The 24352-nt window shown below is 46.6% G+C and carries 16 protein-coding genes; 6 read left to right on the top strand and 10 right to left on the bottom strand.

Annotated features, from left to right (window positions below):
* Nucleotides 1-40: 40 nt before the first annotated feature.
* Entirely contained in the window at nt 41-2953 is a 2913-nt protein-coding gene (locus KDM90_RS16125) for a tetratricopeptide repeat protein (protein WP_212676663.1), read from the top strand.
* Between the two features lie 11 nt (nt 2954-2964).
* On the top strand, nt 2965-3381 hold the full coding sequence (locus KDM90_RS16120; RefSeq protein ID WP_212676662.1) for a DUF6165 family protein: 417 nt from the start codon (nt 2965-2967) through the stop codon (nt 3379-3381).
* Nucleotides 3382-3537: 156 nt separating this feature from the next.
* Here KDM90_RS16120 and KDM90_RS16115 read toward each other — a convergent pair whose 3' ends face one another.
* The gene (locus KDM90_RS16115) at nt 3538-4395 is read right to left on the bottom strand and encodes an alpha/beta hydrolase (RefSeq protein ID WP_212676661.1); all 858 of its coding nucleotides are present in this window, start codon (nt 4393-4395) and stop codon (nt 3538-3540) included.
* A gap of 373 nt (nt 4396-4768) precedes the next feature.
* Here KDM90_RS16115 and KDM90_RS16110 point away from each other — a divergent pair, with 373 nt between their 5' ends.
* Nucleotides 4769-5230 (top strand): MarR family winged helix-turn-helix transcriptional regulator, encoded by a 462-nt coding sequence (locus KDM90_RS16110; RefSeq protein ID WP_212676660.1) that lies wholly within the window; start codon nt 4769-4771, stop codon nt 5228-5230.
* A 350-nt stretch (nt 5231-5580) separates the two neighbouring features.
* Entirely contained in the window at nt 5581-6003 is a 423-nt protein-coding gene (locus tag KDM90_RS16105) for an organic hydroperoxide resistance protein (protein ID WP_212676659.1), read from the top strand.
* A 79-nt stretch (nt 6004-6082) separates the two neighbouring features.
* Here the strand turns inward: KDM90_RS16105 and KDM90_RS16100 are convergent, their stop codons facing one another.
* Nucleotides 6083-6589: a nuclear transport factor 2 family protein gene (locus KDM90_RS16100; RefSeq protein ID WP_212676658.1), complete on the bottom strand. Its 507-nt coding sequence runs from the start codon at nt 6587-6589 to the stop codon at nt 6083-6085.
* A 294-nt stretch (nt 6590-6883) separates the two neighbouring features.
* Between KDM90_RS16100 and KDM90_RS16095 the strand changes: the two genes are divergently transcribed.
* Nucleotides 6884-7849, top strand: coding sequence for an alpha/beta fold hydrolase (locus KDM90_RS16095; protein WP_212676657.1), 966 nt, complete (start codon nt 6884-6886; stop codon nt 7847-7849).
* Nucleotides 7850-7994: 145 nt separating this feature from the next.
* Here KDM90_RS16095 and KDM90_RS16090 read toward each other — a convergent pair whose 3' ends face one another.
* The 8 genes from KDM90_RS16090 to KDM90_RS16055 all read right to left on the bottom strand — a co-directional run bounded on the left by KDM90_RS16090 (nt 7995) and on the right by KDM90_RS16055 (nt 22114).
* Nucleotides 7995-8552 carry a hypothetical protein gene (locus KDM90_RS16090; protein WP_212676656.1) on the bottom strand — a complete coding sequence of 186 codons (558 nt, stop codon included), beginning with the start codon at nt 8550-8552 and terminating at the stop codon, nt 7995-7997.
* Between the two features lie 237 nt (nt 8553-8789).
* Nucleotides 8790-9212: a hypothetical protein gene (locus KDM90_RS16085; protein ID WP_212676655.1), complete on the bottom strand. Its 423-nt coding sequence runs from the start codon at nt 9210-9212 to the stop codon at nt 8790-8792.
* Between the two features lie 175 nt (nt 9213-9387).
* Nucleotides 9388-10350 (bottom strand): hypothetical protein, encoded by a 963-nt coding sequence (locus KDM90_RS16080; protein ID WP_212676654.1) that lies wholly within the window; start codon nt 10348-10350, stop codon nt 9388-9390.
* A gap of 292 nt (nt 10351-10642) precedes the next feature.
* Nucleotides 10643-11761: a S41 family peptidase gene (locus KDM90_RS16075; protein ID WP_212676653.1), complete on the bottom strand. Its 1119-nt coding sequence runs from the start codon at nt 11759-11761 to the stop codon at nt 10643-10645.
* Nucleotides 11762-12139: 378 nt separating this feature from the next.
* Nucleotides 12140-15430: a fused isobutyryl-CoA mutase/GTPase IcmF gene (gene icmF, locus KDM90_RS16070; protein ID WP_212676652.1), complete on the bottom strand. Its 3291-nt coding sequence runs from the start codon at nt 15428-15430 to the stop codon at nt 12140-12142.
* Nucleotides 15431-15742: 312 nt separating this feature from the next.
* A complete protein-coding gene (locus KDM90_RS16065) occupies nt 15743-19342 on the bottom strand; it encodes an indolepyruvate ferredoxin oxidoreductase family protein (RefSeq protein ID WP_230409852.1) in 3600 nt (1199 codons plus the stop codon).
* 717 nt (nt 19343-20059) lie between these two features.
* Nucleotides 20060-21001 (bottom strand): LysR substrate-binding domain-containing protein, encoded by a 942-nt coding sequence (locus KDM90_RS16060; RefSeq protein ID WP_212676651.1) that lies wholly within the window; start codon nt 20999-21001, stop codon nt 20060-20062.
* Between the two features lie 63 nt (nt 21002-21064).
* On the bottom strand, nt 21065-22114 hold the full coding sequence (locus KDM90_RS16055) for a GGDEF domain-containing protein (RefSeq protein ID WP_212676650.1): 1050 nt from the start codon (nt 22112-22114) through the stop codon (nt 21065-21067).
* 544 nt (nt 22115-22658) lie between these two features.
* Here KDM90_RS16055 and ettA point away from each other — a divergent pair.
* Nucleotides 22659-24326, top strand: coding sequence for an energy-dependent translational throttle protein EttA (gene ettA / locus KDM90_RS16050; protein WP_212676649.1), 1668 nt, complete (start codon nt 22659-22661; stop codon nt 24324-24326).
* The last annotated feature ends 26 nt before the right edge of the window (nt 24327-24352 follow it).

The following is a 24352-nucleotide window of genomic DNA, read 5'->3' as shown; positions in this document are numbered from 1 at the left end:
GGCACCCTCTCCATTTCGTCTGCGTATCGAAAGTCTAGGTATGAATCCAAACACAAGTATGCCTTCTTCTATTTTAATTCTGGGTGAAAGTAACTCTGTCTATCACGACGGCTGGGTGGCGGGTCTCTTGGCTCAGAGTGGAGAGAAGACGACAATCGATAACCGTAGTATAGGTTCAAGTGGCATCTTCAACGTGATTGCGCAGCTGGTTCAGCTAGACGATCAATTCACACCTTTTCAGCACGTTCTGATTGATTCATGCATCCAAGACGCGAGTTTTTTTCAAACTCGTTTGAATGACTATCTTTCCCTGCTAAGCACATTGCTCGACTATCTTGCATCTCACGCGATGCCAGTCAGTTTCGTGCAGTTTCAAGCTCTCGATGCGAATCAAACTGAACAACATTTTTACGCGAGCTACCGCGATTTCTTAAGAAAGCGCGGCTATGAGGTGTATGTCGCACAAGAATTTTTGGCAAATTCTGAAGGTACAAATGCTTTGCGGCAGAACGCTTATGCTGACACGCATCATTTACATCGTCCAATAGCTTTTCAATTTGGCGAAGCGATCGCGAACAATCTGCGGAGCCAGATATCTGCTTCGTCCAAGCCACCACTCAAACAAGAAACAGCACGTCAAATACGCGACGTCTTCCACATTCTCGATGCCGATTATTTCCTACAACAGAGCAATCGGACTCAAGGCCATATTCAAACTGGTCTGGTGGATACACCGACGATTAATTTGACGGAAAACGTCATGCACCTTGACGTCGATCCTTCCTTACATGGAGGTCAAATCATCGGCTTGCAATTTAATGCCTCCAATTGCAATGGGGTTCTTCAGATAGCCTCTGCCAATCAAGTCAGTAAGAATTTATCCAACAGCGCAGGTCGACTATGGGGCAAGCCTCTGCAATGGGCGCGGGTGTTGCACACACCTGTGATTTTAGGAAGAGAACTACGACTCTCTGTCCACGCTTCCCCAAACCATCCCACGCAGATCGAAGCAACGGAATATTGTCAGCTCTCACAATTTAACCCGCAACTATTGGCATCGGTCGAATTGATCAGTTTGATCATTTGGCGCAAACCGGATTATTTGGAGTCGGATCTCTCAGCATGGATCGATGCCAACCGAACTTCGCTCTCGATGGAGGGGCGTCGCGATATCGCGCGCCTTTTTGGAGAATCAAAATACATTGATCTCGTCGATCTGACTGAGCAACTTTTACATAGATTGCCGCTGGAGGCTTTTGTTTGGAAAGTGCGTGGCGCCGCATTATTGGAACTCGGACTACGCGATCAAGCCATAGCGGCTATGCAATCCGCACAGCAACTCAGTCCAAAAGATCCTGAGATCTATAATAATCTTGGGGCTGCAATGCAATTACAGCAAAGACTTGCCGAAGCGGAGTCACATTTTCAAACAGCACTCAAGTTACGCCCAGATTATCCAGACGCGATTGCCAATTTGGCCGACCTCTACTTATCTCATCAGCACTTTGCCCAAGCCCATAAGTATCTGAACATGTTGACTGCGACACCGCAGAATCGTTTTGAATTACAAAACAATACTGCAATTTGTTTGTATCACTTAGGTCAATTTCAAGCCGCACAAAATACGATCCTCGATCTGCTACCAGATTTTCCTGATTCAGCACAACTTTGGACCAACTCGGGGAATGCCCTCGCAGCACTCAAACAAACCGCAGCAGCAGAGACAGCCTATCAAACAGCGTTGAGGTTCATGCCTGATTCGGTTGATGCAATGAGTAATTTAAGCTTGCTATATACAGGAATTGGGCGTTACGAAGAGGCCGAACAGCTTTGTTTGCGCGCGCTACAATTGCAACCCGATCACCACGGTACGCTCAACAATTATTCACTTAGTCTACGTGGGCAAAATCGCTTAATTGAAGCGATTCGCTGTTTGCGAAAATTGCTCGACTTTGCGCCGAATAGGGAAGATGCCAAGACAAATCTGGCTTACTTATTGTTGGCGACAGGCCAATATGAAGAGGGTTGGGCTTTGCATGAGTCGCGTTACCACGAACGCAATCCGCAGCGGGTCAATACAGCCAAACTAACGACACCACCTTGGCGCGGCGAAGACCTACAAAATAAGCACTTGGTCATCGTGCCCGAGCAAGGCATAGGAGATCAAATTCAATTTGTACGTTACTTACACGCATTATGCGATCAAGGTGTACAGCAGATCACGGTCTACGATTTTTCTCAAACCAGCGCACTTTTTGCCAGTCTGGCTAGTCGGCAGGTTCAATTTCTAGCACGCTCGGAAGCCATCCCACAGCACGACTACTGGACGCGGATGATGAGTTTGCCCTATCTATGTAACACGACATTGACAAGTATTCCTGCGAGAGCATCCTACCTTGCAGCGGACACTCATCTCAGTGAACAAATCAAAACGCGATTATCCGCACTCCCAGGCATCAAAATAGGGCTATGCTGGTCGGGTTCTCCCGCCTACCGGCATGACAATGAGCGTAGCATTGGTATTGCTGCGTTCCGGCGTTTGCTGGAGGCAGTCAATTTGCCGAGACCGGTTCACCTGTTCAGTTTGCAACGTGGTGAACGCGAACAATTTTTAGAAGAATTTGCGCCTCTCGCGGTCGATCTTGGGCATGAGATCGATCAAAGCACCCCACCCTTTATGGAAACTGCGGCTCTGCTGACACAGCTCGATCTAGTGATCTGTTGTGACACCTCGGTTGGGCATTTAGCCGGTGCGCTTGGTTGCCCTGTCTGGTTACTACTTCCTTTTGTCGCGGATTGGCGTTGGATGACGATGCGAGATGATACCCCATGGTATCCCAACACGCGCTTGTTCCGACAAAATGAAACAACTGATTGGCATAGCGTATTTGATCGCGTGCTCGTCGCTTTGCATCAACATGTCGCTCGAATGACGAGCCCCCAACCAATTTGACGAGCGATTCTATGCCAACGATCCACACGACTTTACCAGCGCAACTGAAGGTGCCGGTTTCTATGGGCGAATTTTATGACAAGCTGAGTATTCTGCAGCTAAAACAGCGCATGATTCACGAAGCGGATAAACGTCAGCAAGTCGAATTGGAACTCAATTCTCTGCTTGCCATCATGCCTAATTTTCCAAACATTCAAGTCAGCCTGCAAGAGCTGCTTGACCAGCTCGACAAGGTCAATGAAGCAATCTGGTTGGTGGAAGATGCGATCCGCGTATGTGAACGCCAGCAAGAATTTGACGCACATTTTATTGCACTAGCTCGCGCGGTCTACACCAACAACGACCAGCGCGCTCGAATCAAAAATCATATCAATCAGCTGACGGGATCGACTTTCACGGAAGTCAAATCGCATCAAGAAGCGACCTAAGGTTTTACTTGAACCCTCTGGGGAAATGATCAACTAGCATTGGCCAGTGACAGTGGATATGACACAAAATTTGGTGTCAGATCAAGACGAAATCGAAAAGATCGGACGAGATTTTCATAGCAATCGCGTCCGATGTTTACTCCATACGATGACTTTTTAGTTTAGCCGATTGAGTAAGGCGCAATACTCGCTCTTTACTTTTGCATCGTTGGTTAAATTGCTATGCGATCCATTTTCCACAAATACGTAGGATTTTTCTTGGCTACGCAAATTTTCGTACAATTTTTTGCCAAGGTGCGCGGGCATCGTGGTGTCTTTTCCGCCCGTAATGACCAAGACCTTTCCCGGATAATCACGGGTGGCAGAAAGATTATCAATTGTCTTCAGATTCTCCGAAATGGTGACGTCGACAAAAGGTTTAAAATACCAAGGAATTTGCGCATCGACCACGTCAGCTGGGGTCGTTCCACTCCCCTCCAAAACCAAACCATCAATTGGGCGATTCGCTGCTATATGCCCCGCCATAAACCCACCTAAAGAATATCCATACACCAGTAATTTGCCTGGAGTTTGCGCGCGGACGTAATCATAGACACGCAATGCATCGGCTTTGAGGAGGAGCGCATCCGGTTGACCATTTGTGCGGCCATACCCACGATAGTCAAAAGTCGCAAAATGTGCCGGGCATGTCCCAGCTAATTTCGCCAGCAAAGGTGCATTTTCATCGACATGTGTGAGATTACCGCCGAAGTAGAGTACAGTCGTTTTACCCTCAGGTACCGTGACGCGAACGCCTCTTATCGTGACCGTATCGCTACCATCTTGCACCACCCCTATTTGCTCTTCTTTGAGCTGTGCTTTGGGCACAATGGTTTGCAATTTTTCCTGATCAAATACGGCTTTTGTTTTGTATCCGGTCAGATTATCAGGACGAATCAAATCAAGATCTTTTACAACAAAGGATTGGCAAGCACTTAAGCTGCACATTGCCAACATCATCATTAACAAACGCATGCATACCTCATTTCTTAATAGGGTCAAAACAGTTTGGGTCAACATCTTGCCGATTATTAAAAATCGTCGGCGAGATTATTTCAACATTTAGCTTTTTTAACAATATGCTTTGTAAAAATAGGCAAACTTCTTGTACGGATCAGACAGTTTCTTAGGCGGGCATCCGTTATATAAGGAGTTTAATGACAGGGACTTCGCAAATTGTGAAATGTCACAAGCCTGCATCGAAGGTTTTCACGCTAACTCCAAACGAACCTCGAAACGATAGCAAGCCGTTGGCTTTGCGCCCCCCTCGAAATAGGTGCCTTGTTTACGAGATTGATTAAGTGACGGCAAATGACCATAATGTGGCTATCAACAAGCCGATTCGATCATGAAAACACTACCTGCTTCTCAACAAGATTACTTAGCACTTGATAATCAATTCTGTTTCGCTTTGTATTCGGCGTCATTGGCGATGACCAAGACCTATAAACCCCTATTAGATGAATTAGGTTTGACTTATCCACAGTATCTGGTGATGTTGGTACTTTGGAAGCAGGATGATATTTTGGTGAAAGAGATCGGCGAGGCGCTTTATTTAGATTCTGGAACCTTAACTCCGCTCCTAAAACGCTTAGAAGCGGTCGAAATCATTTCGCGACAACGCGATGCCAGTGATGAACGTCAAGTACGGATTCGGCTTACGGAAACAGGACGTAGATTAAGGCGGCTGGCTGCGAAAATTCCGCTCGAAATTCTTTGTGCGAGTGGTCAGGATGCAAGCCAGTTAGCCAAGCTTCGTACGCAATTACAGCAGCTCCGTTCGGCATTGCAGGATGCGCAAGCAGATTAATGCCGCGCCAGAGTGGTAGTCGTGGACGAAATAGACGCAAGCAAGTGAATCACTAGCGACTACTTCCCTCACTAGTCTCTTATCTCGATTTGTCTACCAAAAATTGCGCTTTACGCATCTGCTCGACATGAAACGTGGGCTCATGTCGCACTTTTCCAGCACGTGGTTCAATAAAAAATCGCTATCGATTCAATAGAAAAATTTATCGCTACTTCATCACAATTAAATTGCGCACAATTTAATTGTGCACTATTATGATGTTCAAGCCTGCACTGCTGCATCAATCCCTGACAGTAAAAGGCTCAACAAGACAAACCTGATCTGAATAATTAGCCATTAAGGAGTTCACCATGCAAGTACTTTACACAGCCCACGCCACCGCAACTGGCGGTCGCGATGGACGCGCGCACAGCGATGACCAAAAATTAAATGTCAGTCTAAGCACACCAAAAGAACTCGGAGGCGCTGGAGGCGAAGGCACCAATCCTGAGCAACTGTTTGCAGCAGGCTATTCTGCTTGCTTTATCGGTGCAATGAAATTTGTCGCTGGCGCAGCGAAACAAGCTCTACCTTCCGAGACTTCCGTGACAGGAGAAGTGGGCATAGGCCCAAATGGGAACGGTGGTTTTGGTTTGAAAGTGCATTTAACTATTGCATTACCAGGCCTAGAGCGCACTATCGCAGAAGGCATCATCGCGAAAGCCCACGAAGTTTGCCCCTACTCTAACGCGACGCGCGGAAACATCGAAGTACAACTGACGCTGGCGGCGTAATACAAACAAGGCACGATAGCTTGTATCGTCACATCGTGCCTTGCATTTTCTAGACTAGATGCATTCGCAATCCGCTTGATCACTTCCTAGTGCGTTGACGGGCGCGCTGCTCTACTTTTTTTACGACCGCTACCACTGTATCTGTCGCATCATTGGGAACGGCAATCGACAATTGATAATGCACAATTTCAAAGCCTGTTTCAGTTTTTCGCACCACCCCTGATGCTTGGCAAATCCCCATTTGCGTATTCAACTGCTCATCAAACCAAATAATAGATTGATCAGGGGTCATTGCAATATGCCGATTAAAGGCAGTGAAAGCCCAGGCAACTGGGCGTTTAAAATAGGGCTGCGCCCATACTTTAAAATCATCGCGCACCCACCGCTCGGTTTTATCAGTACCGATATACACACCATCTGGCGCGATCTTGTCAAAATAAGCCAAACGCGAATGAGCAGCATCATCGTGCCACTCGTCTAAAAACTTAGCCAATTTAGTCTTGGTTAGCTCAGGGCTATCAGCGGCAAATGCTTGTCCCCAAAAAAGCAAAGAGAAGAAGCCAAAGACGATCAACAATTTTCTCATTATTTTATCCTTTCCATTTCATCAAAATAAAGCAAAGTAAGCCGAGCATGTTAAAGCAACTCATATGATCTACACAAATAAAAAACGCAAGCGCCTTAATGTACCGATACCCCATTCGACAACACCTAACCGGCGCACTGTATTCGATAAGGTATTGTAGAGTCACTTCACTCCCTAAATTTTGGCAAGACTCATCCAGCGATTGGAAGCAGTCGACGCATTGCCAAACGAAACGAACTACGAAATAATTCCGCAAGAGAGGGGATATCTCGACTAAACAAGGAACAGAATTCAATGCCTCGTTACACCATCGTTCGCAACTACTTTCTTTTTCTTTCTCTATTATTGGCATCCAGCTTGACTGCCACATGTCTTGCACAAGAAAGTGTACAAAGCACAGACGACACCAAGTCAACTCAACGCATCTCCTTGCAGACACAACTGACTCAAATAGAGACTACGGTGTTGGAATTCGCTGAGGAGCGTGTTACCAATCCACGCGCAACGATCATTTTCGAAAACGGTTTATTGTTAGACCTGACGACATGGAAAGCAGTCGCGGCTGGCCTCAAGCAATGCTGCAATCTCTTTTTCTACAACCGCCCTGGTGTGGGACGCAGCACTGCCGGTAGCTCAGACATCACCCCCGAGTCGGAAAGTCAACGATTACAGCGCCTACTAGCACAACGAGAATTGCCGGGACCGTACATCTTGGTGGGACATTCACTTGGCGGGCAGTACGCACAGGCCTATGCCCTACGCTATCCCGAACAAGTCAACAGTGTCGTGCTAGTCGACGCCTTACCGCTTGGCATAGCCAAGGCTTACCCAGATTTTCCTTGGTACACACAATTGGGCCTATGGGTGTTCGCCGCCAAAACAGCAAGACAAGAAATTGCCAACATAGAACCGATGGGCAAGTATGTAATGGAACGAGCTAAGGCCTACAACAAACCGATGATCCGCCTCGTCGCGCAATCTTCACCGCAACAACACAAACCTCGAGGCCTCGTCAAAGATTTGCTGCGCGGCGTAATCTACGCCGAGGATTTCGGTGTGTGGGCAGTCGATCCTGAAATCGCCGAAGAAAGAATGACAAGCTACTACCCGAATGCGGAGGTGCGATCATTTCCTGCAAACCACCGTATACAGGAGCAGTATCCGGACGTGGTGATTGAAGCGATATTAAGCGTGATCGAAAAAAGTAAAGTCACACCGACCAACTCGAATAATGAGCCAATTCCAACGCGAGATAAATGAGTTGCACTCGTCTAGTCGTAGAGCGTGTGTAGCCAGAGCCAGCACTATTTTCTAAATTCCGAGAATGAGAGTGGGAAAAAAGAACCGTCAGCACAATACATTGTTAAGACTGATTAACTGCAAGGGTTACACCCGTCCGACATGACTACATATAGTCAACGCCCTTGCAACCCGCTCTAAGTTCGACATTTAAGTCTTGAGTGATATTAACTTCAGTGGGCGGCTTTTCTGCTACAAATAACATCGACACTCGCTTCCACTGACTGCCTTTCAAGACCAGGACCTTACCGCCTTCTCGACATGTTGCCTTTAATCCCATAGGCCCTTCAACTACGATATCGTAATCACCCACACGCTGAGATTGCTCATACTTCACAGTAGTTACACTATCCTGCAGTGCGCAAAATTTCGCACTATCTTCAGAAAATGGCATCTCAAAACAGAAATAAGTATGGCCAAGTTTAGTCCGCTTTTTCTCTATTTTTGATATTTCTATGTACTCCGCCATCGGAGCGCTACATGCGCCAGAGAAAATGGCACCGCCAATGGCTCGCTTCACCTCTTCATCGGTCTTGGCATCCGCAATCGCGACAATATCTTTCTGATTCGCAACGGGACAAAACATTTGATTAGGCTTTAACAAATCGCTTGCAAGAGCATTGAAAGAAAGGAGAATACTTGAGAGAGTCAATAAAAACTTCATACAGATTTCTTTGCGAAACTAGATAGGCGTGAACGGAATTAGTATCTTACCACTCCAAGATCACAAAATTAGGCGCTGATAGCTCTCACCTCAATCATTTACTCGCCCCCCAAGAAATTGCGACGAGAACTTTCAAATTGCAGCAAAGGGATTTTGACGTCTGAGAATATATTTGAATGATGTGACATTGATGTGTTTTACAGCGCGGGTTCTGCCCGAAACTGAGAACTATATAGTCTACTTCGAGTCAATTATTTTTCTAAGACCGGAATACCTCAAGTACTTCATCGCATCTTTGTCATTATCATCAACTAAGTAAGTTTGATCTTCATTCCGTACTATCTGCATCGACCGAAAACGGCTTGCCATCATGCCTGTTTCGATTCTTGGATTAAAATGAATATGATCAAGAATTTTTACGTAATCGCCTTGTGCCCTACCATATTCGCCCAAACACCCACGCCAAATTGCAAGATATTTCGAACCAAAAAATTCTATTCTTAGGTTAAAACCCTCACCATCCCCGCCCTCCCACACTTCTGTAATGTTCTCCTGCGGTAGCAAGGAACTGTCAACAATAACAATCGAAACGAGTAGTGCACATGAAAGTGAAATGGCGATAGCCAAAGAAATTACAAAAATGACGATACGTTTTTCCATAATTTACAAACCTTGAACAAATTATTGAAAAGCATGACAGGAGATACCCGCAAACATTGATATGCCAAGAAATTCAATCCGCAGGATACATCGAAGATTAGTATTGAATACCCATCATCGTAGTCAAGCAAGTTGCTGGAATTTGATCGACTTACGCTACATACACCCTAGAGATCTAAAACTGCGGCTTATTAGCACGTGCTTTCTCTTCTGCCTCGGCCTTTTTCTTGAGATACTCAGCTTGTGCTGCATTCATGCTGTTCACGTCACGAATCAATGCTGGCGAGTACATCACCATATCGTAACTCTGAATCAAATCAGTATTGGACTTCATCGAAGCATTCGTCGTCAGCGCTATTGCACAGGTATTACGGAAGCTATTTTGAATTTGAACAAAATCGGTGATTGGTACAATCATGGAGTACTGTTGTGCAGCGCAAGGCCCCGATTTTGAATCCAAGTGATGTGATGCAGTTTGCTGTCCATCGACACCATAGGCCCACGCAAAATATCCAAAGTTCGGGCGATTGCGCTCAGCAACAATCACATTTGGCGCATCATATTTTTCAAACAGTGCTTTCTTGTAAGTATCTAATAAGAGCGGTTGATCTTTTGGCAGTTCGATATGGCGGCCAATCAACCAGATATTCCCAGCCTCATTAAAATATACAGTGAACTGATCAGTAGGCATCGCATTCGCTGAACCTGCTTTCGCGGCGATGCCACGATAGTTATTCACCATAATATTTAGCTTATCGATCTTGTAATTTGGGTTGAGCTTTTTGATGATAGGCAGGGCATCATTCACGTTCATCCCCAAACTGATACCACCGATTTCTGGCTTATGAATTGATGCTAAAAATTTCGGAAAAGAATTCGAATCAAGCAGCAAGCCTGGTGAACCTGGGCGTGGCAAACCATCCAACTGCACAACGCCTTCTTTGGCAGGAACCGACCCGATACCGCCAGACGAAGTTGGTACAGGGGCGACACCTGGCGTTTGTTCTGGCTTCGATGCACTTTGTTGCCCTTCTTTGACACTTTCCTTGATGATTTTCTTGAGATTAAATGTTTGCGCATTAACCTGCGTAGATGACAAAGCAAAGCCGGCCAAGATCAGTGAAGCAATTTTTTTCATGAGTAGATTCAATCCAAATTAGTAAGGTGGCAGAGCAAACGCCATGCTTGCACCACGCCCAACGCAAACATACGATGCGCATCGCATATCCACTTCGCTGCAGCTCGTTGTTCTAAGTGCGTGGGGGCATTGTATGAGAATTTATCTAAACTACCAATTATTTTTGATATGCGTGTTAACTGATAGATCGAATAAAATCCAACTGAGAAATTAATTCAGGCAATGAATATGCATTCATTTTTTGAGGTTCAAATGGGATTTATGCAACTCGGAATATTCTAGCTATTACACCTTACAAAATGCCGGCCTTTAATTTATCGATCTTCGTCTGCAATTCTTCTTTACGTACCAGATCCTTGGTTTGCTTCGCTACGCTTTCTAGGGCCAAGAGCCTCGCTGCCTTTAACGCTCCCTCTTCCGTCGTTACCACGTCAGGTTTCACACCATTCCCTTCCCAATTTGTCTTGGTAATCGGATTGATGGCCCTTGCAATGGGAATGTAAATGGAGAGCTGGTTCGAGAGTTCAAACGGGTTGACCATATGTGCGCCACCACGCGTCGCTTCGCCAACCACAGTTGCACGCTTTAGGCTCTGCAAATCATAAGTAATTTCTTCTGCGGCAGAAAAAGTAAGAGCACTTGTCAGAATATAGATTGGCTTATTCAGATCGAAGCGAGGACCCGGCACTGCTGGGTCCGTCCAATACTCTTGCGTCAAATTAATGCGGCGAAAATAGAGATCATTAAGATGCACTTTGTGATCACCTAAGAGATAGCTGGTGATCCATTCAATCATATGCGGATCGCCACCACGACTCTTTCTAAGGTCAATGATCAGCGCATCCGCATTCGCCGCTAAACTCATCACCGCTGTGATCGCGTTCTCGCCAAATTCGCGATAGGTGATCTCATTGAACTCCAACAAGCCAATATTCCCTTCTAACACTTCATATTTCTGAATACCAAAATTACCCAGCCTTGACCTTTCAAGTGCCTTTGCGCGCCGTTGTTCGCGTGTCTCAACAGTACTGTCTTTAGGAAAGACGGATTCAGTCAAGAAAACTTCAATATGCTGATCGTGGCTCACTTCACGCAAGTCTTTGGTCAACCGAATCGCAAAGTCCTGGGCTTGATCGAGCTTGTCATACTCTCCTCGCAGCAAACGTGCTTTCAAATCATCACCTATTTTTTTGGCGACGTCCTCAAATACGTAATTACCAAACATCGCGTTCGCAATCTCATCGATGATTTCTTTGCGGGCTTGTTCGTTGAGTGTGTTGGGCTTCTCGATGCTGAGAGTATCAGTACCTATGACTGTGTATTTCAACTCAAATGCAACAACAGACGCTGACAGAAAACCAGATAAACATATCAGTGCTTTGGCGATACTTTTTTTGAGGGTCTGATTCATTTGCACAACCACGACGATCCAATAAGATTCTTTATTATAAAGAAAAATTAGAACCACTGGAGCGCGATTGCACAAATAAGGAAAGGCTAAATCGTAGCGCGGGAGCAACCCGCACCGCCGAAACTTTCAAAATGCGTGAGGTAAATTTGATGTTGAAGAAGTATTTGAACGATGAATCGTCAAGGCTAATCGAAGAACGCTATAAGTCTCGTATGACCGAGCAAATCATCGATGTTGTGAGTGTCCACTAGCGCAATAACACGCTGGAAATTAGATTAGCGGGATACAGAGCTAGGCGCTTCCCGCAGCAATACTTGAGTATTGCGTGGAAAAGCAACGACGCTATGTGCCCGCCAATTGGATTTAACAGCTTGTTATTTACATGTTGCGACGATACTGCCCACCCACTTCAAACAACGCAGTCGTAATCTGGCCCAAAGAACAAACCCGTGCTGCATCCATCAATTTCGCGAACACGTTTTCATTATTGATCGCTGCTTGTTGAAGAGCAGTTAGCGCTACCTGTGCGACGTCGGCGTGGCGTTGGTGGAAGTCTGCCAAGCGTGTAAGTTGCGATTGTTTTTCTTCCTCGGTTGAACGTGCCAATTCGATCTTCTGTACGGTTTCGCCACCTTTTGGATTGCGGAAGGTGTTGACGCCGATGATAGGCAAGGTGCCGTCGTGCTTGAGGTGTTCGTAGTGCATGGATTCTTCTTGAATCTTGCCGCGTTGGTAGCCGGTTTCCATCGCGCCTAAAACGCCGCCACGTTCAGCAATGCGTTCGAATTCTTGCAGGACTGCTTCTTCGACGAGGTCGGTCAATTCTTCGATGATGAAACTACCTTGAATTGGGTTTTCGTTTTTCGCGAGACCCCATTCGCGGTTGATGATCAATTGAATTGCCAAGGCGCGACGGACTGATTCGTCGGTCGGTGTCGTGATCGCTTCATCGTAAGCATTGGTGTGCAAGCTATTGCAGTTGTCGTAAATCGCGATCAAAGCTTGCAGCGTGGTGCGGATATCGTTGAAGTCGATCTCTTGTGCGTGCAAGCTGCGGCCTGAAGTTTGGATATGGTATTTCAACTTCTGACTACGATCATTCGCGCCGTATTTATCGCGCATCGCCACCGCCCAGATACGACGAGCAACGCGACCCAGGACGGTGTATTCTGGGTCCATACCGTTACTGAAGAAGAAGGACAAGTTGGCCGCGAAATCATCGATGTGCATGCCGCGTGCCAAATAGGCTTCAACGAAAGTGAAACCGTTCGACAAAGTGAAGGCCAATTGCGAAATCGGATTCGCACCGGCTTCGGCAATGTGGTAACCCGAGATCGACACGGAGTAGAAATTACGTACTTGATGATGCACGAAATACTCTTGAATATCGCCCATCACTTTGAGCGAGAACTCAGTCGAGAAGATGCAAGTATTTTGACCTTGGTCTTCTTTCAAAATATCAGCTTGCACCGTACCACGGACATTCATCAAGACCCATGCGCGGATTTTTGCAGCTTCATCAGCGGTCGGCTCGCGCTTGTTATCGGCACGGAATTTATCCATTTGCTGATCAATCGCTGTGTTCATGAAGAAGGCCAAGATCGTTGGTGCCGGGCCGTTAATCGTCATCGACACTGAAGTCGCAGGATCGCACAGATCAAAACCGTCGTAGAGGACTTTCATGTCTTCCAACGTGGCGACAGAGACACCGGAGTTACCGATCTTGCCGTAGATGTCGGGACGAATCGCTGGGTCTGCGCCATACAAAGTCACAGAGTCAAACGCGGTCGACAAACGTTTGGCGTCCATACCTTGCGACACCAATTTGAAGCGACGGTTAGTTCGATATGGATCACCTTCACCGGCGAACATACGCGTTGGATCTTCACCTTCGCGTTTAAAGGCAAATACACCTGCCGTGAATGGGAACGAGCCAGGGACGTTTTCTAACATTAACCAGCGCAAAATTTCGCCGTGATCTTCAAAGCGTGGCAATGCCACTTTACGAATCGTCGTGCCAGACAAGGATTTTTGCGTAAGGCGTGTACGAATTTCTTTGTCGCGAATTTTGACGACATACTCATCGCCAGCATAGGCCTTCTGCATGTCGGGCCACATAGCGACTAATTTTTTAGATTCGGCGTCGAGCTTATTGTCGCGCTCAGTAATTAAATCATTTATGCTATCAAATGAGTCAGCGGATTTTCCAGCCACAGTCAACATCTGCTTGGTAGCTTGCAATTGCTGACGTTCACGGGCAATAGCAACTTGTTTGTAGGTATGCTTGTGATAGGCGCGCACGGTGTCAGAAATCTCGGCTAAATAACGCGTACGTGCTGGTGGCACGATCACGTTTTGTGCGCTAGATGTTTTCGTATTCACAACGGCGAGCTTGCTTGGCTTTGCTTTCAAACCGCGCGCCACCAATTCAGGCAAAATGCCTTGATACAGCGCCGTCACACCATCATCATTGAAGCGTGATGCTTGCGTGCCATACACCGGCATTTCATCCGGCTTTTTGCTCCACATTTCGCGGTTGCGTTGATATTGTTTGGCGACATCGCGTTGGGCATCGAGCGCGCCTTTGCGATCGAATTTATTGATGGCGACAAAATCCGCAAAATCGAGCATGTCGATTTTTTCTAACTGAGAAGCCGCACCAAATTCTGGTGTCATCACGTACATCGACAAATCCACATGCGGCACGATCGCGGCATCACCTTGACCGATACCCGATGTTTCAACAATCACCAAATCAAAGCCTGCTAGTTTGCAAGCGGCGATCACGTCAGGCAAGGCTGGAGAAATTTCTGAGCCTGCTTCACGCGTTGCTAAAGAACGCATAAAGACTTTGACTTTGCCCTTCCATGGATTGATCGCATTCATACGAATACGGTCACCGAGCAAAGCGCCGCCAGATTTACGGCGTGAAGGATCGATAGAGATCAAAGCGATATTCAGTTCATCGTCTTGATCGAGACGGAAACGACGAATTAATTCATCCGTCAGAGAAGACTTACCTGCGCCGCCGGTACCTGTGATACCGAAGGCTGGCGTCTTGATTGCTTTGGCAGATTCGATAATCGTTGCGCGCAAAGCGGCGTCGACTTTATCGTTTTCTAATGCGGTAATCAGTTGCGCTAATGGGCGATGTTTGTCGGCGAGCTCGCCTTGTTTTAAAACATCTAAGCTGGTTGGTGCAAATGGTGAGAGATCGATATCGCATGCTTTGATCATGGACAAAATCATGCCGACCAAGCCCATGCGCTGACCGTCTTCTGGGCTGAAAATACGTGCCACACCGTAAGCATGCAAATCTGCGATTTCTTCTGGCACGATGACACCGCCACCGCCGCCGAATACTTTGATATGTTCACCACCACGTTGCTTAAGCAGATCAATCATGTATTTGAAATACTCAACGTGCCCACCTTGGTAACTTGAAATCGCGATACCTTGCGCGTCTTCTTGCAAAGCGGCAGTGACGATTTCTTCGACCGAACGGTTATGCCCCAAGTGAATCACTTCGGCACCATTCGCCATCAAAATACGACGCATAATATTGATCGAGGCATCGTGGCCGTCGAACAAGGATGCTGCCGTCACGAAACGGACTTTGTTAGTAGGTTTGTATTCGGTTAACTTCTCGGCGATGGATAGATCAGTCATTTTTATTCCTTCGATGCTTGTGGCATGGTTTGGGTATTTTTTCGATGATTTCGATTATATGACGTTTCGTTTCTGATTACTTTACGTTTACGTTCACGTCACTTTTTAATTACGGCTATTTGTTGGTTTTTGCTCCCGTCTCCCGCAAGCGGGAGACGGGTTGGGGATGAGGGCTGCTCAGGCTGGAATAAAATTATTAAATTCAGCTATGTTTTGAATAAGCGATGTCTAATTCATTCACTTACTTTGGCCTTTGCATTTTCTGAACCACCCTCACCCTAGCCCTCTCCCGCTTGCGGGAGAAAGGGGACTTTATGCTGCCGCTTGCTGCTTGCTTGGCGCACTCATCAAAGCCGCTTTCTCGACATGATAAGCCTGCATGGCTTTTTCTTTCACATGGCCGAAACCGCGAATTTTCTCAGGCAAACTGGCAATCGCAACGATTTGATCGAGGTTATCTGCATTGAGTTTATTCAACAAAGACAAGATCGTGTCGCGGTAGTCAGTGATCAAGGCGCGTTCTTTTTGACGTTCTTCGGCGTAGCCAAAGATATCAAGCTTAGTCCCGCGCAAGCCTTTGAATTTAGCCAGCAATTTGAAAGCTTGCCACATCCAAGAACCATATTGCGCTTTGACCAAGCGGCCTTGCGCATCTTTCTTGGCAAACAACGGTGGCGCCAAATTGAACTTGATACTGAAGTCACCTTCGAATTGTTGTTTCAATTTTTCCGTGAATTCGCCATTGGTGTACAGACGAGCGACTTCGTATTCATCTTTATAGGCCATCAATTTGTAAGCGTATTTCGCCACGGCCATGCTTAAGCGATTGCCTTTAGCTAGCTTTTCTTCAGCACTACGCACAGCATTGACGAGCTCTTGATATTGAGCGGCGTATCCTGCATCTTGGTACGCAGTCAGCTCGGCGACGCGACGTTTGATGATACTGTCCAAACTTTGCGGCATCTGCACGACGACTGGTTTGGCTGGGAAGGCGATGTTCTCCACGCGCTTCAAATCGACGGCGGCACGACGCCCCCACAAGAAGGCCTTTTTGTTCGCATCGATGGCGACGCCGTTCAATTCAATGGCGCGCAACAATGCCGCTTCAGACAAAGGAATCGCGCCTTTTTGGAAAGCGAAACCCAGCATGAACAAATTGGTCGCAATCGAATCGCCCATTAAGGCAGTCGCCAACTTCGTAGCATCGACGAAATCGACATTGCCACCAACGGAATCAGAAATCAAACGCTCAGTCGATTCTAAAGGGAATTGCCAATCTGGGTTCTTCGCAAACGCACCGGTTGGCTGTTCGTGACTATTGATCACGGCACGTGTACGACCCGCACGCATTTTCGAAATCGCATCGTGTTGGCCTGCGGTCAAAATGTCGCAGCCCAAAATCAAATCGGCTTCGCCCGTTGGAATACGTTGCGCACGCAACTTGCTGACTTTTTCCACCACGCGAATATGCGACGTCACCGAACCATTCTTCTGCGACATGCCCGTCATATCCAACACCGAAGCGACTTTACCTTCCAAATGCGCTGCCATACCAAGCAAAGCACCGACGGTAATCACACCCGTGCCGCCAATACCGTTCAATAAAATATTGTAGGACGTATCGCAGCTCGGCAGAGTCGGCAATGGGATATCACCAAAGTCATCCTGCTTAGCTACACCCGTTTTCGACTTCACTAACTTACCGCCTTCGACAGTCACAAAGCTAGGGCAGAAGCCTTTTACGCAGGAATAATCTTTATTGCAGGACGATTGATCAATCGCGCGTTTGCGACCAAACTCGGTCTCGACTGGCATGATGGAAGTACAGTTCGATTGCACGCCGCAATCGCCACAACCTTCGCAGACCGCATCGTTGATGAACATGCGTTGGTTCGGATCGGGGAATTGGCCTTTCTTACGACGACGGCGTTTTTCAGCGGCACAGGTTTGATCGTAAATCAACACCGTAGCGCCTTCGATCTCGCGCAATTCGCGTTGTACTGCATCCATGTCTTTGCGATCATGCAAAGTCACTTGACCAGGCAAACCACTGCGGTCTGCATAACGACTCAAATCTTCAGTGACCAAGGCAATACGTTTCACACCTTCCGCTGCCATTTGTTGCGCCATCATTTGCACGCTGATGGTGCCATCGACTGGCTGACCACCTGTCATTGCTACCGCATCGTTATACAAAATTTTGTAAGTGATATTGACCTTGGCTGCGACTGCTGCACGAATCGCCAAATAACCCGAATGGAAATAAGTACCATCACCGAGGTTTTGGAACACATGTGGCAATGTAGAGAATGCTGCTTGACCTATCCACGGTGCACCCTCACCACCCATGTGGGTTGTCAACTTATTGAACTCAGGATAAATCGCCGTCGCCATCACGTGGCAACCGATCCCTGCTAAGGCCAAGCTGCCTTCCGGTACTTTGGTCGAGGTATTGTGTGGGCAACCGGAACAATAATAAGCAGGACGCGCGGGCGTGTTCACCTGTTTATTTAACACTTCGTCTTTGGCTTCCAAGAATGCTAAACGTGCTTTGATTAAGTCGCTAGTGTGGAAGCGCGCGATACGTGCAGAAATCACGCGCGCAATTTGCGATACCGAGAAATCAGCCTTTGACGTCAACAACCACTCACCCCGTGGTGCAACCCATTCACCTTTTTCATCGAACTTACCAATCACACGTGGACGCACATCGTCGCGCCAGTTATACAGTTGTTCTTTGAGTTGGTACTCGACCATTTGGCGTTTTTCTTCAACCACCAAAATCTCATCGAGACCTTGTGCAAACTCACGCACACCATCCGGTTCCAAAGGCCACGGCATCGCCACCTTGTACAAACGAATGCCGATGTCGGCCGCCATTTGTTCATCGATGCCGAGGTTTTCAAACGCTTCTAAAACGTCGAGGTAAGATTTACCTGAAGCCACAATGCCGAGCTTGGCGTGCGGGCTATCAATCGTCACATGATTGAGTTTATTGGCGCGGGCATACGCGAGAGCGGCATAGATTTTGTAATCCTGCATCAAAGCTTCTTGCTTACGTGCTTGCACACCAAGAGTGTCGAGTGACAGGCGGGTATTCAGACCGCCCTCAGGCATCACGAAATCTTCAGGGATCGTAATTTTCAAGCGGAAGGGATCAGCATCGACCGACGATGTCGATTCCACCGTATCTGCCAAGGCTTTGAAGCCGACAGCACAACCAGAGAAGCGCGACATGGCCCATGCATGCAAACCCAAGTCCAAGTATTCCTGCACATTCGCTGGATACAACATTGGGATCATGCAAGCCGAGAAAATGTGATCGGACTGATGCGGCAGCGTTGAAGAGTAAGCGCCATGATCATCACCGGCCACCAAGATCACGCCACCGTGTTTCGAGGTGCCCGCATGATTCATGTGTTTGAAAACGTCGGCACTACGATCGACGCCTGGACCTTTGCCGTACCACAAACCAAACACGCCATCGTATTTGGCAGGGCCAATCAGATCGACGGTTTGCGTGCCCCACACTGCAGTGGCGGCGAGATCTTCATTCACACCGGGAACGAATTTAATATGATTCTGTTCCAGTAATTTCTTGGTTTTCCACAAAGTTTCATCCAAACCACCAAGCGGTGATCCGCGATATCCTGAAATGAAACCGGCCGTATTCAAGCCAGCGGCGAGATCACGCTGTCTTTGTATCATCGGCAAGCGCACTAATGCCTGAATGCCTGATAAGAAAATCGTGCCGGTATTCGATGTGTATTTGTCGTCGAGCGTGACTGGTGCCAACGGTGGCGCCGAATTGGAACCGACGGAGGATGTTGCTGAGGCTGTAGATGCTAGGGTGGACGAAAGCGAAGACGCTTCCACCGGACCAGCAGATTTCATTGCTGTGTCGGATGACATTGTAGAGCTCCAAAAAATTTGTGATTTTTGTGTGCAAAGAACTTGGGCTGCGTCCGGTAAGACACAAGTCTGTTCTGAGCTTATGGGAAGGTAATCGCCATAAGTTCAAGTTGCATCGGCTGAGATGGCAGCCATTTTAATTCAATTCAGGCCTGAAACCCAAGAAAATGCCCGTCAGTACGGTCGTTTTTCATCAGAAAGTTTCTTAAAACCTAATGAGCCGCACCACAATTCCTATGAACGGCGCTTGAACATCAGGTTTTAATACTTTACGTAGTTTCAGGCAAATCTGAATTGGAGACATCAAAGAAAGCTTTCGAAATACCGGGATGGAGACCACACCCATTCGCTGCAGCGCTTTCTCGACTTCCTTTGAAATCTGCTGTATTCACAGTGTAGTGAGGCTTCCCATTTTTGAAAAATACGAAATTTAAATAGGGGTATCACAAAAATTGATATCCATTCCATCACGATATGTTGTCGATAGAAATGCTCTAAATCCGATCACCAATTTCAATTCACGGTACAAGTCGCTAAGTCACATACTCCATACCTACAAGATAATTAATATCGAATGCAGGACGTACTCGGGATGCACAGGCCAATTTAAGTAATACCGAAGAGGGCGATCGAGATTTTGAACGGTTTCACTTCAAGAGTTAGGCTACGTCGCTAGGAAAAAACGGCAATAGAGAGAATCAAAGAGTAGGCGTGTACTTAAGGCTGAATATCCAACATTTCTGCTCCTAACCACTTGCCGCTTTTCACCAATTCGCGACTCAATTCGATGACTAATTTCTCAACTGCCATCGCGGCGTTTGTCAGCGGAATATTTTTTGATGAACATAGGCTCACGGTGCGAGATAATTTAACGTCTTCAATTGGACATGCACGCATCTCCCCACGTTCAATTTCCGCCAGTAGGGGTGACACTGGCAATATGGTTGCGCCCATATCCGCTAGGATCGCCGATCTCAAAATAGCGATTGAAGTGATATCAATGACTTGATCAATTTTCATACCGTGGTCTCGCACGACTTGTTCGATACGAGGACGCACGCCGTGCTGGATACTCGGCAAAATCAAAGGGACTTGCAATGCTTTTGCCAAACTAATGGATTTTTTCTTACAAGAGAATTGAGAATTGGCGCGGGTGATGAACATCATGTCTTCTTCGACTAAAGCGCGCGTATTGAATTTTCCTAATTGTCCATCATCGAACAATATTGCTAGGTTCAAACGCCCAGAGGCTAACTGTTCGGTAAGATTTCCAGTTAATTCCTCCGTCAATTGAAACACAATGTCGGGAAAGGCCGCGCGCACCGCACTCAAGAGTGGGAATGCTAAAGCACCTGAAGCGCTTTGCGGTATTCCCAGAGCGACAGTTCCGCTCGGCTTATTTGTTGATTGATTCACCGCCGATTTTGCATCCGCAACTTGTTTGAGTATGGCTAAAGCATGCTCATAAAAGATCCTCCCTGCATCAGTCGCCTGCATGCCTTGTGCAGAGCGATGCAACAGGGTGGTCCCGAGCTCTTCTTCCAACTGTTGAACTTGCTGGGTCAGCGCTGGCTGTACGATATGTAGAACACGCGCCGCACGAGACAAAGAACCATGATCAACAATAGCGACAAAATAGCGTAGCTGACGAAGTTCCATAGTCTCGACATGAGTAAACGATACGGAATAAAAAGAATACCGCGCAAACGCGGCTAGGCAAGTTTAAAAGAACTCTACGCTGTCTTGCGACTGCTCGATGTGCAGTGCGCCAGACTGTACCAAGTCTTCGTAATGGCAAATTCGATTTCTACCATTACTTTTCGCATAGTAAAGCGCTTGATCAGCGCGGCCTATGATACCAACTGCAGGCTCAAAAGGATCAATATGCGCAAACCCTATGCTAATCGTGACCGTGCCAACTTGTGGGAACGGATAGCGAGCAACATTTTCTCGGAAGCGCTCAAAAATCATGTGTGCATCTTCTTTTGTCGTGGAGCGCAATAGAATTACGAACTCCTCGCCACCAAAACGGAACAACTTATCGGTAGGACGGAAAGATGAACGCATCAAATTCGCCACCAAAATTAAAACTTCATCGCCATACAAATGACCGAAGGTGTCATTCACACGTTTGAAATGATCAATATCTAGAACTGCCAGCCAATGTTGTTTTTCTTTGTCGTTCTGACGACGCTCAATTTCAGGTTGATCGACCTCATCACTCAATTGCTTTTGTATGCTAGTGCGTAAGATTTTTGAGAAATTATCGTCAAAAGTTTTACGGTTCAACAAACCTGTCAGAGAATCACGCTCGCTGTAATCAAGCAGATTTTGGAAGTTACGATAAACAACCAAAATCCCACTCATGACTTCTTTGGTGTTGTCGGAATAGATGGTGGGATTAAAAATCTCCAAACAAACATTCACCTTGTCATTCATCCAAATCGGCAGCCAAAGGGTTCTGTCACCGTTGGATGCGACACTCTCAATCACGTTTTCATGACGATTCAAACCGGCCGCCAATTGTGGAAATTGTTCGATTGGAATTTCTGGCGTCAAATGCGCTAAATGCTCATCGCTGGATGCTAATTTGCCTTGATCAATTGAAATCTGTGCTTTGACAAACACTTTTTCACCAACATGCAAAATGTCGAGCACGCGCGCACGCGCAGCATGAGTCAATTCGCTGAGAGCAGAAATGACGGAGATATTGAGCAGATCATGGTCACGATGACCCGTAATCTCCATCAAATGTTTGATGATTGATTCCATAAATAGGATCTAAGGAACAACTTTTCTATAAAAAATGCAAATAAAAACCAGTGTGCTCGAAGTCTTTAGCAAGACTAACTTGTCTTACTTGATTGCGATTTACTGCAATATGGCGCAGATTTCATGTAAGACTTTCAAACAAGCTCGAAACTATACCAGTTTTTTGTTTATTTTCTAATCATTTTGATGCATCTTGTTCTCATATCGTCTTAATCTTAACTTTAGTTGCTCAAGGATAGCAAGGCTTTCAGGCTAGACGTCGAGAATTATTGAAATCTTGTTGTTTGGCAACGAAAGCGCGGAATAGACAAGCTCGATCTATACAATCCAGCGAATAGATCCAAGCATGGCAGAACATCCTGTTGGCAAAGCCGATCAAAAAAATGGGGACAACAATCAGCTCGACTAATGAGACTTCTTAATTAACAATTTCTTATAATTTTTCTTGCCAATCCCCAACTATTTTTCCCAGAGAAACTTCGATTAGTAGGCATCTTGAGGTATCCTAACGACTTCTGAATTCCACTATAAAAATGACCCAATAATGGCTAATTACGTCTACACCATGAATCGAGTCGGCAAAATCGTGCCGCCTAAACGTCAAATTCTTAAAGATATTTCTCTCTCCTTTTTTCCCGGCGCAAAGATCGGTGTCTTGGGTTTAAATGGTTCGGGCAAGTCCTCGCTACTTAAAATCATGGCGGGTATCGACAAAGACATCCAAGGTGAAGCTGTACCAATGCCCAATTTAAACATTGGTTATTTGCCCCAAGAACCTCAGTTAGATCCCGAACAAACGGTGCGCGAAGCGGTTGAAGGTGCGCTCGGAGAAGTGTTTGAAGCAAAAGCAAAATTAGAACAAGTCTATGCAGCTTATGCAGAAGAAGACGCCGACTTTGATGCCCTAGCGAATGAACAGGCTCGTCTGGAAGCAATCATTTCCACATCCGCTGGCGATAATGTGGAATTGCAATTAGAAATGGCCGCGGATGCTCTGCGTTTGCCGCCTTGGGATGCCAAAATTGGTGTTTTATCTGGTGGTGAAAAACGTCGTGTCGCATTGTGCCGCCTCTTATTATCTAAACCAGATATGCTTTTGCTCGACGAACCAACGAATCACTTAGATGCAGAATCGGTCGATTGGCTAGAACAGTTCTTGTTGCGTTTCCCAGGAACAGTCGTCGCAATTACCCATGATCGCTATTTCTTGGACAACGCAGCAGAGTGGATCTTGGAACTGGATCGTGGTGCGGGTATTCCTTGGAAAGGCAATTATTCATCTTGGCTCGATCAAAAACAAGCGCGCTTGAAACAAGAGGAAGCGACCGAATCCGCTCGCCAAAAAGCCTTACAAAAAGAATTGGAATGGGCGCGTCAAAATCCCAAAGCTCGTCAAGCCAAGAGTAAAGCACGTTTGGCACGCTTCAACGAGATGAGCGAACACGAATACCAAAAACGGAATGAAACACAAGAGATTTTCATCCCTGTTGCCGAGCGCTTGGGTAACGAAGTCATCGAATTTAAAAACGTCAGCAAGTCTTTCGGCGACCGTCTCTTAATCGATAATTTGAGCTTCAAGATTCCACCTGGTGCGATCGTCGGTATTATCGGTCCGAATGGTGCGGGTAAATCCACTTTGTTCAAAATGATCAAAGGCATAGAACAACCAGATAGTGGTGAAGTGGTACTCGGTCAAACTGCGAAAATCTCCTTAGTCGATCAATCGCGTGAAGACCTAGGCAATACCAAAACCGTATTCGAAGATGTTGCCAATGGCGCGGATATCCTGACGGTTGGTCGTTTTGAGATGCCCTCACGAGCCTACCTCGGTCGTTTTAATTTTAAAGGGGGCGATCAACAAAAAATCGTTGGCAATCTCTCAGGTGGTGAACGTGGTCGTTTGCATTTGGCCAAAACTTTGCTACAAGGTGGCAACGTCTTGCTACTCGATGAACCCTCAAATGATTTGGACGTGGAAACACTGCGTGCATTAGAGGATGCCTTGCTTGAGTTCGCGGGTAGCGTTATGGTCATCTCGCATGATCGCTGGTTCCTCGATCGTATTGCCACCCACATTTTGGCATTTGAAGGCGATTCACAAGTCAGCTTCTTCGACGGTAACTACCAAGAATATGAAGCCGACAAGAAGAAACGTCTAGGTGAGGAAGGAGCGAAACCAAAACGTATCCGTTACAAACCTTTAACTGTTTAAGTTTTCGGGATTTAAACGCAGTACAA

This window comes from Affinundibacterium fentianense (assembly GCF_018139545.1).
Taxonomy (GTDB): domain Bacteria; phylum Pseudomonadota; class Gammaproteobacteria; order Burkholderiales; family Burkholderiaceae_D; genus Undibacterium; species Undibacterium fentianense.
The sequence above is the reverse complement of the archived record's forward strand: the minus strand, read 5'-3'. Positions and strand labels throughout refer to the sequence as shown.

Excerpts from the sequence above, each read along its gene's own strand:
- icmF (WP_212676652.1), bottom strand. The coding sequence starts at position 15,430 with ATGACTGATCTATCCATCGCCGAGAAGTTAACCGAATACAAACCTACT.
- KDM90_RS16060 (WP_212676651.1), bottom strand. The coding sequence starts at position 21,001 with ATGGAACTTCGTCAGCTACGCTATTTTGTCGCTATTGTTGATCATGGT.
- KDM90_RS16055 (WP_212676650.1), bottom strand. The coding sequence starts at position 22,114 with ATGGAATCAATCATCAAACATTTGATGGAGATTACGGGTCATCGTGAC.
- KDM90_RS16125 (WP_212676663.1), top strand. The coding sequence starts at position 41 with ATGAATCCAAACACAAGTATGCCTTCTTCTATTTTAATTCTGGGTGAA.
- KDM90_RS16100 (WP_212676658.1), bottom strand. The coding sequence starts at position 6,589 with ATGAGAAAATTGTTGATCGTCTTTGGCTTCTTCTCTTTGCTTTTTTGG.
- KDM90_RS16110 (WP_212676660.1), top strand. The coding sequence starts at position 4,769 with ATGAAAACACTACCTGCTTCTCAACAAGATTACTTAGCACTTGATAAT.
- KDM90_RS16095 (WP_212676657.1), top strand. The coding sequence starts at position 6,884 with ATGCCTCGTTACACCATCGTTCGCAACTACTTTCTTTTTCTTTCTCTA.
- KDM90_RS16080 (WP_212676654.1), bottom strand. The coding sequence starts at position 10,350 with ATGAAAAAAATTGCTTCACTGATCTTGGCCGGCTTTGCTTTGTCATCT.
- KDM90_RS16085 (WP_212676655.1), bottom strand. The coding sequence starts at position 9,212 with ATGGAAAAACGTATCGTCATTTTTGTAATTTCTTTGGCTATCGCCATT.
- KDM90_RS16105 (WP_212676659.1), top strand. The coding sequence starts at position 5,581 with ATGCAAGTACTTTACACAGCCCACGCCACCGCAACTGGCGGTCGCGAT.
- KDM90_RS16090 (WP_212676656.1), bottom strand. The coding sequence starts at position 8,552 with ATGAAGTTTTTATTGACTCTCTCAAGTATTCTCCTTTCTTTCAATGCT.
- KDM90_RS16120 (WP_212676662.1), top strand. The coding sequence starts at position 2,965 with ATGCCAACGATCCACACGACTTTACCAGCGCAACTGAAGGTGCCGGTT.
- KDM90_RS16115 (WP_212676661.1), bottom strand. The coding sequence starts at position 4,395 with ATGCGTTTGTTAATGATGATGTTGGCAATGTGCAGCTTAAGTGCTTGC.
- KDM90_RS16075 (WP_212676653.1), bottom strand. The coding sequence starts at position 11,761 with ATGAATCAGACCCTCAAAAAAAGTATCGCCAAAGCACTGATATGTTTA.
- ettA (WP_212676649.1), top strand. The coding sequence starts at position 22,659 with ATGGCTAATTACGTCTACACCATGAATCGAGTCGGCAAAATCGTGCCG.
- KDM90_RS16065 (WP_230409852.1), bottom strand. The coding sequence starts at position 19,342 with ATGTCATCCGACACAGCAATGAAATCTGCTGGTCCGGTGGAAGCGTCT.